This is a genomic window from Viridibacillus arvi, from assembly GCF_001274945.1.
GTDB lineage: Bacteria > Bacillota > Bacilli > Bacillales_A > Planococcaceae > Viridibacillus > Viridibacillus arvi.
In genome coordinates this window covers 1,874,691-1,888,371 of sequence record NZ_LILB01000001.1, presented here as the reverse complement: position 1 = coordinate 1,888,371, position 13,681 = coordinate 1,874,691, and the positions used below count along the sequence as shown (strand labels likewise).

The 13,681-nt window shown below is 35.3% G+C and carries 15 protein-coding genes; 14 read left to right on the top strand and 1 reads right to left on the bottom strand.

Annotation, left to right across the window (positions count from 1 at the left end):
• Positions 1-4: 4 nt before the first annotated feature.
• The 7 genes from pepV (at position 5) to AMD00_RS08950 (ending at position 7,599) form a co-directional block, all read left to right on the top strand.
• Entirely contained in the window at positions 5-1,396 is a 1,392-nt protein-coding gene (pepV, locus tag AMD00_RS08980; protein ID WP_053416666.1) for a dipeptidase PepV, read from the top strand.
• A 114-nt stretch (positions 1,397-1,510) separates the two neighbouring features.
• On the top strand, positions 1,511-2,725 hold the full coding sequence (locus AMD00_RS08975) for a right-handed parallel beta-helix repeat-containing protein (RefSeq protein ID WP_053416665.1): 1,215 nt from the start codon (positions 1,511-1,513) through the stop codon (positions 2,723-2,725).
• A gap of 136 nt (positions 2,726-2,861) precedes the next feature.
• A complete protein-coding gene (gene dat / locus AMD00_RS08970) occupies positions 2,862-3,713 on the top strand; it encodes a D-amino-acid transaminase (protein ID WP_053416664.1) in 852 nt (283 codons plus the stop codon).
• Between the two features lie 141 nt (positions 3,714-3,854).
• On the top strand, positions 3,855-4,883 hold the full coding sequence (locus tag AMD00_RS08965) for a nuclease-related domain-containing protein (RefSeq protein ID WP_053416663.1): 1,029 nt from the start codon (positions 3,855-3,857) through the stop codon (positions 4,881-4,883).
• On the top strand, positions 4,880-5,815 hold the full coding sequence (locus AMD00_RS08960) for a diacylglycerol/lipid kinase family protein (RefSeq protein WP_053416662.1): 936 nt from the start codon (positions 4,880-4,882) through the stop codon (positions 5,813-5,815). Before AMD00_RS08965 ends, AMD00_RS08960 begins: the two co-directional genes overlap by 4 nt.
• Before the next feature lie 66 nt (positions 5,816-5,881).
• On the top strand, positions 5,882-6,538 hold the full coding sequence (gene trmB, locus AMD00_RS08955) for a tRNA (guanosine(46)-N7)-methyltransferase TrmB (RefSeq protein ID WP_053416661.1): 657 nt from the start codon (positions 5,882-5,884) through the stop codon (positions 6,536-6,538).
• 182 nt (positions 6,539-6,720) lie between these two features.
• The gene (locus AMD00_RS08950; RefSeq protein WP_053416660.1) at positions 6,721-7,599 is read left to right on the top strand and encodes a YtnP family quorum-quenching lactonase; all 879 of its coding nucleotides are present in this window, start codon (positions 6,721-6,723) and stop codon (positions 7,597-7,599) included.
• 165 nt (positions 7,600-7,764) lie between these two features.
• Here AMD00_RS08950 and AMD00_RS08945 read toward each other — a convergent pair whose 3' ends face one another.
• Complete coding sequence (locus tag AMD00_RS08945) at positions 7,765-8,079, bottom strand: peptidase M4 (RefSeq protein ID WP_053416659.1); 315 nt, start codon at positions 8,077-8,079, stop codon at positions 7,765-7,767.
• 244 nt (positions 8,080-8,323) lie between these two features.
• On the opposite strand from AMD00_RS08945, the gene AMD00_RS08940 reads away from it, so the two are divergent.
• The 7 genes from AMD00_RS08940 to AMD00_RS23965 form a co-directional block, all read left to right on the top strand.
• Positions 8,324-9,397: a M42 family metallopeptidase gene (locus tag AMD00_RS08940; protein ID WP_053416658.1), complete on the top strand. Its 1,074-nt coding sequence runs from the start codon at positions 8,324-8,326 to the stop codon at positions 9,395-9,397.
• A 77-nt stretch (positions 9,398-9,474) separates the two neighbouring features.
• Positions 9,475-9,993, top strand: a complete 519-nt coding sequence (locus AMD00_RS08935; protein ID WP_211258625.1) for a DUF84 family protein — start codon at positions 9,475-9,477, stop codon at positions 9,991-9,993.
• 104 nt (positions 9,994-10,097) lie between these two features.
• Positions 10,098-10,619 (top strand): hypothetical protein, encoded by a 522-nt coding sequence (locus AMD00_RS08930; protein WP_053416656.1) that lies wholly within the window; start codon positions 10,098-10,100, stop codon positions 10,617-10,619.
• Positions 10,620-10,629: 10 nt separating this feature from the next.
• A complete protein-coding gene (locus AMD00_RS08925; RefSeq protein ID WP_038187920.1) occupies positions 10,630-10,941 on the top strand; it encodes a thioredoxin family protein in 312 nt (103 codons plus the stop codon).
• 91 nt (positions 10,942-11,032) lie between these two features.
• Complete coding sequence (locus tag AMD00_RS08920; RefSeq protein ID WP_053416655.1) at positions 11,033-11,848, top strand: DUF1444 domain-containing protein; 816 nt, start codon at positions 11,033-11,035, stop codon at positions 11,846-11,848.
• A complete protein-coding gene (gene ytpR / locus AMD00_RS08915; protein WP_053416654.1) occupies positions 11,845-12,450 on the top strand; it encodes a YtpR family tRNA-binding protein in 606 nt (201 codons plus the stop codon). Before AMD00_RS08920 ends, ytpR begins: the two co-directional genes overlap by 4 nt.
• Before the next feature lie 200 nt (positions 12,451-12,650).
• On the top strand, positions 12,651-13,681 hold a 1,031-nt coding region (locus AMD00_RS23965), incomplete at its 3' end, for a hypothetical protein (RefSeq protein ID WP_245639464.1).

Genomic DNA, 13,681 nt, shown 5'->3' with positions numbered 1-13,681 from the left:
AAATTTGAATTGGTTAAAACAAGCTCAAGAAAGACAAGATGAATTGATTAAAGAATTGCAGGAATTAGTACAAATAGAAAGTGTTTTAGATGAAACAACAATCACATCAGAAACACCTTTTGGTGAAGGTCCATTAAAAGCGATGAAATGGCTATTACAAAAAGGTGAAGAGCAAGGGTTGACGACAAAGAATATCGATAATATGGCAGGGCATATTGAAATGGGACAAGGTGAAGAACTAGTCGGAATCCTTTGTCATGTTGATGTAGTACCTGCAGGGAGTGATTGGCAACATCCTCCGTTTGGTGGTGTTGTAGAGGACGGCAAATTATTTGGACGAGGGTCAATTGATGACAAAGGTCCAACAATGGCTGCTTGGCTCGCTATGAAAATGGTGAAGGATGCAGGGATTCAACTAGATCGTCGGGTACGATTAATTATCGGCTCTGATGAAGAAACTGGATTCCGTTGTGTAACTCGATATTTTGAAAAAGAAGAAATGCCTACTTTAGGATTTGCCCCAGATGCTGATTTTCCAATTATTAATGCTGAAAAAGGAATAGCTGTATTAGTATTTAGCCAACAGCAAAAAATAGCTGAAAACGAACAATTAATTTCTTTCAAAGCAGGTCATCGTACGAATATGGTACCTGATAATGCAACAGCTGAAATTCAAAATGTATCTGCTGATTTTGAAGCAGCATTTCAAACATATTTGCAACAAGAGAGCTTACAAGGAGCGATTGAAAAGGTATCTGAAGTGTTTATTGTTTCTATTAAGGGGAAATCTGCTCACGCAATGGAGCCAAATGCTGGTGTGAATGCAGCGGTAAAATTAGCAGCATTCTTGAATACACAATTAACCACTACAGGTTCAAAAGAATTTGTACAGTTTTTAGTAACTGCATTTGGTGAAGAAACACGTGGTCATGCTCTAGGACTTAATTTTCATGATGATATGTCTGGAGATACTACACTTAACGCAGGGGTAGTATCATTCGAATCAGGGAAAGGTGGAGAAGTGCAAGTAAGTTTGCGCTATTCTGTCACATATCCATATGATGAAAAAATAACTGCAGCTCAACAACAGCTTGCCAAAAATGGCTTTGCATTAGATATAGCAGAAAACTCAGCTCCTCATTATGTAGATGAAAAAGAAGAGTTAATCCAGAAACTAGTTAAAGTTTATGAGCGTAATACTGGGGAAAAAGCCGAGTTATTATCAATTGGTGGTGGTACTTACGCACGTGAATTAAAAACAGGTGTAGCTTTTGGTATGCTATTCCCAGGTGAGCCTGATATCGCGCACCAGGCAGATGAGTTTGTGGTAGTTGAAAACTTAGTGAAGGCCGCTGCTATTTATGCAGATGCCATTGTCGAACTTGCAACTAAGTAAGATTTACCTTTTTTGAAATGGAAAAGTATAGTACACTAAATATTAACCCCCTTTCTAATATTTGGATGGGGGTTTATTAAATATTATACTCAACATAAAGGAGATTTTAGATCAATGCTTAATGTTAAGAGAATAAGTATTTTATTTGGAGCAACATTTCTATTTTTCAGTCTACTATTATACATATCTACAGAATCAGCAAATGCAGAGGATAAGCCTGTATACACAGTTACTCCTTTATCAGATCCCATCAATGAAAATTATATGACCTATTCCACATTTACTAGTGAAACGATGCAATATTATATGTTACGTTCATATCTAGAAAAACTAGAAAGTACGGGTGGCGGAACACTGATTTTGAATGAAGGTACATATACAGTTACAAATGCACTTTATGTACCATCTAATGTAACGATTGAATTTGAAGATGGTGTTAGAATAATAAAGGGAACAGATACGGGTTCTAGCATGAAACCAGCCAAGTCAATATTCCAATTTGTGAGACCTTCTAAAGCAAAAGAAGATGATGCATTTGGAAAATTTAAAGGGGAAAAAAATATTTCCTTAATCGGCCGTGGAGAAGTAACGATTGATATGGATTATGATCTTTCTGCTATCTCCATTATTATGGGACATAACCAAAATATAGTTGTAGATAATATTACATTTTTAAATATGTACTCAGGACATTTTATTGAGATGGATGCTTCAAAAAACGTAGTTGTGAAAAACTGTACATTTGACGGCTCTAGAAACTATATGGGCTATAATAAAGAAGCCATCAACATTGATACACCAGATGCAAAAACAAGCGGTTGGAGCCAAATTTGGAGTAAATTTGACGCACAACCAAATTTCAATGTAGTTATAGAAAACAATAAATTTAATCTACTTGACCGAGCAGTGGGCACACATAAGTATTCAGGCGGAAAATACCATGATCGCATTATTATTCGAAACAATGAAATTTCCAATACACGTTCAGATGCAATTCGTGTGATGAATTGGTCAAACTCAGTTATTGAAAATAATACAATTACAAATGTAAATGAAGGTAATTTACGTGGTATTTTAGCAAGTGGTGCGGTGAATCCTACTTTCCAAAATAACGTGTTTACTAACGTAAGCCGTGCGATGCAATTTATTGTTTGGCAGAATAATGGACCAGGGGAAGAATATGAAACTATTTTCAATGATTTAAGTGAAGCGAATAAAAAAGCATTAGCTATGAACAATGGACAGAACATGAAAGAAGATTTTATCCGAATATCTAATGAAGAGTTTAAAAATTACTTAAAACCAGAAAAAGTATATCTAAAAAAATAATACCTCTAATTAAATTTCATCCCTAAAAGTGCAATGAAGTATATTTACTCATTGCGCTTTTTTTGTGATTGTGATAAAAATGATGCAGATAACTAAGAGTAAAATTAGTGTAGAAACAACTTGAGGAGATGCTTGAATGACAACAATGCTTTGGAATGATCGTTTGGTAAAAGAGGAAGAAATCAAACTTTCTATAGAAGACCGTGGCTATCAATTTGGTGATGGCGTCTATGAAGTGATAAAAATTTATAATGGCTCAATGTTCACAGTAACTGAGCATATTGACCGTTTTTATGAAAGTGCTGAAAAAATTAATATAGTAATTCCGTATACAAAAGATGTACTTCATAAAATGGTCTATGATTTGATTGAAGCCAACGAAATTGTTAATGGCTATGTCTATTTTCAAATTACTCGTGGTTCTTCACCTCGTGCTCATGCATTCCCAACGCCTACGCCTGAACCAGTCTTCATCGCTTATACAATGAAAGGTGAGCGTTCAATTGAGAAGTATGAAAAGGGTGTAAAAGCTAAATTTGTAGAAGATATTCGTTGGTTACGTTGTGATATTAAAAGTTTAAACTTACTTGGGAATGTGTTAGCAAAAGAAGCTGCACAACAAGCAGGTTGCTATGAAGCAATCCAACATCGTGGTGAAATTGTAACTGAAGGTTCTTCTTCAAATATGTATGGTATAAAAGATGGTGTACTTTATACACATCCAACTAACAATTTAATCCTAAATGGGATTACAAGAAGAGTTATAATGTCTCTTTGTGAAGAAATTGGTTTACCTTTTATAGAAGAAGCATTCACAACAGGCCAAGCAATAGACATGGATGAATTCTTTATGTCTTCAACAAGTTCTGAAATTACGCCTATTATTCAAATTGATGACAACATTATAGGTAATGGAAAACCAGGTGAATGGACTAGAAAATTACAAGCTGCTTTTGATGCACGTGTACAGCAGTTAGGGTCCTTATAATTTTACAAAATATAGAGATAGAGGGGGCGAAATCAACGCCTTCTCTATTTTTTTTTCATTACGTCATGTAGAATGGGTAGATAAAGCAGTAGAAATAACCCTACTTTTGAACGAATTTATTTTAGAAGGGACGCTTATAAAATGGCACAATTAGTTAAGCTACAAGATTATATTTCACGCTATCAAATTAATTTAAAACGCTATCCATCGCAATTTGTACGATTAAAACAGATTCAATGGGAACGTATGAAAAAGGAATGGGAAACTGGAGCTGAAATAGAGCAATGGGAGCATGAGTCTGAAGAATTAGAAAAAAAGCAACGTAATCCGTTTTTTAAAAAGGTATTCTCTTTCTCTCTTAAAAAGAAAGATGAAGCTTTTGAGCAAGATGAGCTTGAGCAAAATGACGAATTACTAGATGAATCTAGTCTAAGTCATAGCGTAACAGATGAGGAAGACATGCCTGAGGAAATAATGACTTTGGATTTTGAACCAAATATACTTTATCGACCACAAACGGCTGAAGAATTAAAACGAATGTATGTTGATCAGCTATTTCACTTTCAATTAAAATGGGCTAGTTCAACTTTAAGAGAAAAATCATATGTTGAACCAAGGTATCAACGTGATTCGTTATTACGAACATTGACTCAAAACCTTCCAGATAGTTATTTGTTGTTCTACTATCCTATTCTACAATTGAAAAAAGCACCTATTGAGATGGGGGTTATTTTATTAACACCAACAAGTTGTCTATGTATTCAAGTTCTTGAAGAGGAAGAACGAGCTTCATTTATCGGTAGTGGAGATCGCTTTTGGTTGAAAAAAGTAGGTACATCAGACAAAAAAGTGTTAAGTCCATTAATTAGTTTAAATCGTATGGAATCTATATTGAAACAATTGTTTACAAATGACCAAATTGATATACCAATCCATAAGATCGTCTTATCACGTAATGGCTATATCGACTATCCAGGTTCTGCATATGGTGTTCAGTTTATCGATAAACGCAAATTCCCAGAATGGTTTTCACATTTAAAAAAGAACCCATCTCCTATGAAGCATATGCAGTTTAAAGCTGCACAGTCGATATTAAATACCGTGCAAACAACATCATTTCATCGTACGAATTGGGATACAAAGATTGAGGAAAAGGATATGGATCAGTGAAAGTTGTCTTTATTATTAATGAAAAAGCGGGAAATGGAGCTGCTATGAGGAAATGGAGCTATCTAGAAAAGTCCTTGCAAATCCCGTATCAAATAGAGTTTACAGCTTACCCAGGTCATGCAACCAAAATTGCAAAACGATATGCTAATTCAGCGATAGTGCAATCAGAAAAGTATCTATTGATCGCGATTGGTGGAGATGGAACAGTTCATGAAGTTGTACAAGGCATTCTAGAGAATAAAGAAGTATGTATTGGCGCAATTGGAGCGGGTTCAGGAAATGATTTTGGAAGAGGATATGAAACATTTAAAACAGCAGCAGAAATAGAAGCGTATGTTAAGCAACATAGTGTTGGTCAATTAATGGATATCGGTACTATGCAAAGAAATGGCGATACATATTATTTTGTTAATAACGCAGGAATTGGCATCGACGCATATATAGCCAAGGAGGCGAATGAATCGAAGCTTAAACAATACTTTAATATTCTTCGTTTGGGGAAACTGACATATATTTATTTTTTACTTAAGGCATTACTAAATTTTAAAACATTTTCGGCTAAAGTTGTACATAATGGGCAAGAGAAAGTTTTTGAAAAAGTATGGCTTGTTGTAGCAAGTAATCAGCCATACTTTGGTGGTGGAATGAAAGTCTCGCCATACTCTATCCCAAATGATCACCATATCGAATTGACCATTGTTTATGCAATCTCTCGTTTAAAACTATTGTTTCTGTTTAGTACTGTCTTTTTTGGTAAACATACTCGTTTAAAAGCAGTTCAGCAGTATTCTGCTAAGGAATTCAAAGTGGAAATTCATAACGAGGTTAAGGCTCATACAGATGGGGAATTTGCTGGTAAGACTAAAGAATATGAGTCGATTCACTTTGGCGTAATCAATAAAGCTTGGCAATTGGCAAGAAAGTCTTCTTGACGAATGGAAAGCTTTCTTTAATAATGAGTAGTTGAACAGTAGAAATAACAGAAATGAGGAAAACAATTGAGACTTCGACATAAACCATGGGCTGAAGAATTTATCGCTAGTCACCCAGACATCGTCGTTCCAAATCCTGAAGAACAAAGAGGTAAATGGAATGAAGTATTTAAAAACGACAATCCATTGCATATTGAAGTAGGAACGGGTAAAGGACAATTTATCACTGGTATGGCGCTTGCTAATCCAGAGATTAACTATATCGGTATTGAGCTTTTTGACAGTGTTATCGTAAAGGCGGTTGAAAAAGTACAAGCTGCTGGTCAGCCATCAAATTTACGATTATTAAAAGTAAACGGTTCGGATTTAGAAAAGTTTTTTGAGAAAAACGATGTTGACCGTTTATACTTAAACTTCTCTGATCCATGGCCAAAAACACGTCATGCAAAAAGAAGATTAACACACGCTGGTTTCTTAAGTATTTATGAGAATATCTTACCTGATTTCGGTGAAGTCCACTTCAAAACAGATAACCGAGGCCTATTTGAATACTCTTTAGTGAGTATGTCACAATATGGTATGAAACTTGTTTATGTTTCTTTAGACTTACACAAAGAAATGCCTGAAGATAATATTATGACTGAATACGAAGAGAAATTCTCTGCAAAAGGTCAACCTATTTATCGCGTGGAAGCACAATTCCAATTACCAGAAGAAAAATAATGATTTTGAAAATGCAGGAGCTTTTATAAAGCTACTGCATTTTTTTGTTTGTGAAAATGGAAAAGGATAGAAAAAAATAGAACAACTTTTTTGTACATGTTACAATTTATATGAGGGAATATTCATTTTTGTATAAAAATAGAAATGCTTGCACCTTAATTTTTAACAAGGGGGAAAAGGAAATGGATCAATTTAAATTTCATGATATGACATTAACATGGCTCAAAGGGGGAACCACTTTTTTAGATGGTGGAGCAATGTTTGGGGTAGTGCCAAAGCCACTTTGGTCACGCAAGTATCCAGTCAATGAAAATAACCAAATTGAACTACCGACAGATCCAATTCTTATTCAGTATCAAGGTAAGAATATGTTAGTCGATACAGGTGTTGGCAACAACAAGTTTACTGAAAAGCAGTTGCGAAATTTCGGTGTGACAGAGCAATCATTTATCGATGATGGCTTAGTCGAAATGGGATTACTATCTGAAGACATAGATTATATACTTATGACACATTTACATTTTGACCATGCTTGTGGTCTAACAAAATGGGAACAGGACAAGCTGGTACCAACTTTCCCGAATGCTAAAATTTTTGTATCACAAGTTGAATGGGATGAAATGCGCGAGCCAAATATTCGTTCAGCTAATACGTATTGGAAAGAGAATTGGGAGCCGGTGCAACATTTAGTAGCACCTTTCACTGATAAATTAGACGTATTACCAGGAATTGAAATGGTCCACACAGGTGGACATAGTAATGGGCATAGTATTATCAAGCTAACGCAAAATGGTGAGACAATTCTACATATGGCGGACATTATGCCAACACATGCTCACCAAAATCCACTATGGGTACTTGCTTACGATGATTATCCAATGACATCAGTTTTCGCGAAAGAAAAGTTAATGAAGGAAGCATTAGAAAAAGGCTATTGGTTTAGCTTCTATCATGATGCATACTATCGACTCATTAAGTGGAATGAGACAGGTAAAGAAGTAATCGGAGAATTGAAACGTACAAGAGAAGAGATGAAAGAAGAGACTGTCCTTAAAGGATAATTCTTTTTCTTTTCATTATAGTAGGTATCTCTGAGCTGGAAGGTCGGCTCATGAGATACCTTTTTTATGTGAATAGGAGAGTGGTTAACTACGGAAGTGAGAAGTTACAGGTTTAAGAATGAAAAAAACTCCTCTATAACGAGGAGTTTTAGAAGAACGTAAGGTTTAAACACGTACTAAGTCAATAATCGAGCCTGTTTTCGCATCTGCAGCGAATTCAAAGCTTTGCGTTTCCCCATTATGAACGCGAGAAATACCGCCTTTATACACAGGAATTTCGATGTTTTCTTTTTTGAATACTTCTGGTTCCATGAAAATCCATGATCCATCGATAGGACCTTCTTGTTTAAATAAGTTTTTAATGTCAGTCAATACTGAGTTAGCTGGTTTATTTGGATAAATTTTTTCGCTAGCTTCTTTAATTACATAAGCTGCAGCAAGTCCTGTTGCAACGCCAAGTAGGAAATCACGTAATTTCATAGATCATTGCCTCCCTAAATTTCATATGAAGCTAGTGTACCACATCCATTATATGGAGTGAAAATGTGAGGGTGGCACTTTTGGGGATACTATTTCAAAATGAGGGATGTTTTATACATGCTGGCCACGCTGTTAGTTGAATGAGCGCCTTCCACATTTCGGTTGCCGAAATAAAGTGCTAGTATTAAAAGCAGTTTTTGGATAAAATAAAAGATATAGTGGCTCATTAAAGGAGGCTTTTCAATTGAATCAAGAAACTTTAGATATGTTTAAAACATTAACTGAATTACCGGGGGCACCGGGTGATGAACGTGCCGTGCGCGCTTTTATGCGACAAGAGTTATCTAAGTATGCTGATGAGATTGTGCAGGATAATTTAGGTGGCATTTTCGGATTAAAAAAAGGTGACGAAAATGGTCCACGTATTCTAGTTGCAGGTCATATGGATGAAGTTGCTTTAATGGTAACTTCAATTACTGAAAATGGTATGCTTCGTTTCCAACCTCTAGGTGGATGGTGGAATCAAGTAATGCTTGCGCAACGTGTTGAAGTATATGCAAAAAATGGTGCAATACCAGGTGTGATTGCTTCTGTTCCAAAACATTTATTAACACCAGAATTGCAGTCAAAACCAATGGAAATTAGCAATATGTTAATCGATGTAGGTGCAGACGATAAAGCAGATGCAGAACAGATGGGCATTATTCCAGGGCAATCAATTATTCCAGTATGTCCATTTACACCGATGGCAAACCCGAAAAAAATTATGGCAAAAGCGTGGGATAATCGTTATGGCTGTGGACTGGCAATTGAACTATTAAAAGAACTGAAAGACGAAAAACTACCGAACACATTATATTCAGGTGCGAATGTAATGGAAGAGGTTGGACTACGCGGAGCTAAAGTATCAGCTAATTTGATTAAACCTGATCTTTTCTTTGCTTTAGATGCCAGCCCAGCTAATGATACTTCAGGTGATAAAACACAATTCGGTCAACTAGGTAAAGGTCCGTTACTTCGTATTTTAGACCGCACAATGATTACTCATAGAGGAATGCGTGAATACATTCTAGATACAGCTGAATCTAATAATATTCCATATCAATACTTCGTCTCACCAGGTGGCACAGATGCAGGAAATGTACATATTTCTAATGATGGTGTACCAAGTTCTGTTATCGGTATTTGCTCACGCTATATTCATACACATGCTTCAATCATTCATACGGATGATTTAGATGCAGCGAAGGAATTAATCGTGAAGCTTGTCAAAAATGCAGACAGTACTACGTTAGAAACAATCCGTGCAAATGGCTAATTTGTTATACTATTAAGGGGGTTCCGACAAGGGCCCTCTTTTTCTGTACATAAATGATTAATTGAAGGAGTATGAAAATGCTAATAGCAATAGGAACAAAAAATAAAGCTAAGACAGGTGCTGTTGAAGCAGTTGTAAAACAATTTGTAAATGAAGAATTAGTATTCGAACATGTTGAAGTTGCATCGGGCGTATCCGCACAACCGATGACAGATGCTGAAACAAGAGAAGGTGCAATTAATCGTGCAAAAAATACGCGTAATGTATCTAATGCAGATTTTTCATTTGGATTAGAAGGTGGAGTAAAAGAAATTGATGGGGTTATGTATGTTTGCAATTGGGGAGCTCTTGTATTAAAAGATGGACAAGTCATTACAGCTGCAGGGGCTCAAATTCCATTGCCAGAAACAGTTGCAGAAGATGTGAAAAGTGGCAGAGAGCTAGGTCCTGTAATGGATGAATATACTCAACAAAATGATATTCGACAACATTCTGGAGCAATTGGTATTTTCACTCATGATTTAATTGATCGAAAAGAAATGTTTGAACATGTTATAAAATTGTTAATTGGGCAATACTTCTTCCAAAAAGCATGACTTTTCCCTCTTTATTAGCAGTTTAGTGGGGAGAGCACTAAAGTTGCATGGACTCTATAACATCTTTAAAATAGAATGGAGTTCAAGCAAGGATGGAGGATGGCATGTCACGATATACCATTGTATTGTTACTAATCATTTCTGTACTAGCAAGTCTAGCAGGTTGCGGACAAACTATTGAAGAACAGATGGATCAGGGAATGCAGAATGCCAAAAGTGTATTTAACGCCAAACCTGAGAAAAGTACAGAGCAAGCCAATAAAATTAATTTCTATCTACCTTCAGGTTTTACAAAAGAAACTTCATCAGATGATACCAATATTTTATTATCTAAAGATGAAAATGCATTTGTTCTATTTATTAATCCTAATGAAAGTAATGATAGTGAAAGATTTTATAAAGCTTTGAAAGCCGATAAAAAAGCTAATATAGTAAAAGAACAAACATTTAAAAAGAAGAACCGATTTGGATTTGCAAGTGTTATAAAGAAAGAAGACAAACAATATGAGATCATTGTAAGTAGTGGTGGTGTTAAATTGACGACCATTACAAAGGGTGAAAATATCGATGAACTAATAGAACAAATGATGCAAATTGTTCGATCAGTGAAGATTACTAAAAAGTGAGGTTAAGAACATGCAAAGTTTACAAACTATTGAACAATTTTCAGACTTAAAATCACAAGGAAAAACAGTCTTTCTATTTACAGCAGGCTGGTGTCCAGATTGTCATTTTATCGATCCGTTTATGCCAGAAATAGAAGAAAAATTCGAAGATATTCAATTTGTATCAGTTAATCGTGATGATTTTATCGATTTATGTGGAGACTTAAATATATTTGGTATACCTAGCTTCGTCGCATTCGAAAATGGTGAAGAAAGTGGTCGGTTTGTAAGTAAAGATCGTAAAACACAAATTGAAATTGAAGAGTTTTTAGAATCATTATAAGTCATTAGAGATAGTGAAATTAAAGCTATGTGATACGGTTCACAAAAAAGTGAACCGTTTGTTTATGTGAAAATAAAGGGAGTTGAAGCAGTTGAAATCTAAAGAGCTAGTCAAAAAGCTACAAGAACGATTGAGTGATACTCACTTTGAATGGCAATTTGATGAAAAACACAACAAAGTAAGATTAGATCATAAAGAGCTAGGTAAAGGGATGGACATATCTTTACCAGGTATCCTTTCTAAATATGAAACGAAAAAAGAACTTGCAATTGATGAAGTGATTTATACAATTCAAGAGACATTTTCAGCAATGGAAAAAGAGCATGCAGAAGGATTTAAGAATCTAGATAATATTTTCCCAATCATTCGCTCCACATCTTTTCCGAAAAAATCAAAAGATGGTCATGCTTTCGTAACAACTGATCACACAGCAGAAACACGTATTTACTATGCTCTTGATCTTGGCAATACGTATCGTCTAATCGATGTTGATATGTTGGACAAGCTAAATGTATCAGCAGAGCAAATAACAGAAGCTGCACGCTTTCAAATAAGAAAGCTGAATACGAAAGTAAAAAAAGACGTAGTAGCCGAAAATGTTTTCTATTTTTTAAATGAAAATGATGGTTATGATGCAAGTCGTATTTTAAATGATGCCTTTTTAAAGGAAATGCGTGGTAAGATTGAAGGGGATATGACTGTGTCAGTACCGCATCAAGACGTGCTAATCATAGGTGATATTCGTAATGAAGCAGGATATGATGTATTAGCACAAATGACTATGCATTTCTTTACTGTAGGTACTGTACCAATTACATCACTGTCATTTATATATGAAGATGGCGATTTAGAGCCAATCTTTATATTAGCTAAAAACAGAGTGAAAAAGGAGCAAGAGAAAAAATGATCGTATCATACAACAAAGCTTATGTTGGAGACGTTTTACTCGTTCAATTATCGACAGAAGCAATCGTAAAAACAGTTTTAGAAAAGCACGGAGATTTAGTTCTTTTAAAAGAAGAATCTACTGGCGAAGTAAAAGGGTTTAACCTTTTTAATGCAAGTAAGTATATGCAAATTGAACAACAAGGCAACGTTGAAATTACGGAAGAGCTAGTAGCAGCAATTGATGCAACTATCGCTAAAAATGGCGCAACATTAAACTTAGATGTTGACCTAACTCCGAAATTTGTAGTTGGTCTTGTTGAAGAAAAAGAAAAACACCCTAATGCAGATAAATTAAATATTTGTAAAGTAAATGTTGGAGATGAAATATTACAAATCGTATGTGGTGCTCCAAACGTTGAAGCAGGTCAAAAAGTAGTTGTTGCTAAAGTGGGAGCAGTTATGCCTTCAGGTATGTTAATCAAAGATGCTGAGCTACGTGGCGTTCCTTCATCTGGAATGATTTGTTCAGCTCGCGAATTAGCAATACCAAACGCTCCTCAAGTAAAAGGTATTTTAGTACTTGAAGATGATGCAGTTGAAGGTACACCTTTTCAAGCTTAAATAAAATATTGTTAGATCGACATATCGTAATATAGGTATGTCGATTTTTTATTTTGTAACAAAAAAGAAATAATTATATTAATATACGAAATGAATTTGAGAAAAATGGTAATTTTCTAGTACATTCTTTCGCTTCTCATTGCATACTTGGCGTTATTACTGATAAAATGAATGCAACGATTTGGAAAAGAGTGATTCTTATGAAATGGTTTAAAAATGTAGTTGCTCGTATTATGGGTGACGAAATAGAAGAATATGATAATGAAAAAAAGATTAATAATGACAGAATTGAAATACAAGATACATATGAAGAATATATAGAACAAGAATTTGAAACAGTACAACAAGAAGATTCTATTCCCGCATTTTTACGTAAAAGAGATGCTTTCCGTTTCCCGGTTATATCTGATTCAGAGCGCTCGCAAATGATACAGAAGGAAACTCCAAGCAAGCAAGCTCCACTACAATCGAATAAAAAGGTTAAACCAAAGCCACAATCCGTTCAACCAGATCAATGGCAAGAACAACGACAAAGGCAAAAACAAGATCGTTTTCAACCAACTGCTCAAAATCAAACAACATCGCAAAATAGAAGGTCACCATTTGATAATCAGGTACAGCAATATCAGGAGCCAGCTCGTTTCGAAACACGAGAGCAGCGGAGACCAACAACGAAGAATCGTTATAACGAGGCACCATCAAAACAAGAGCGTATTAATCCGTTTAATCCAAAGCCAAATTATGATACTACTGCACCTTATAGGGAACGACCAAGTTCTTCACTAGGTCGTAGATCAGTTGAGAGTGAAACCGAAACTGTAACTACCACAAAGCCAGAGAATGTAAAAAAACAAAAGTTCAAACCTACAAATGTACCTTCACCCGTTTATGGTTTTCAAAAGCCACCTGTACGTTCTATTCATGACCAGCTAGAGGGCAATGAATCCAATGAACTAAAACAGACTGAAAATCATTTAGAAGTAACGAAACAGGCTACTATAGAAGTAATAGAGTCACAACACATTACTGCTACAGAAGAAAGTACTATTGTAGAAACAAAAGTAGAAGAAGCTCAAGTTATTACTGAAACAGAAATAAATGCAGCCCAATCTAATGTTGAAACAGAGGAAGAGGAAGCTCAAGCTATTGCTGAAACAGAAGTAGAAGAAGTCCAAGCTATTGCTGAAACAGAAGTAGAGGAAGTCCAAGCTATTGCTGAAACAGAAGTAGA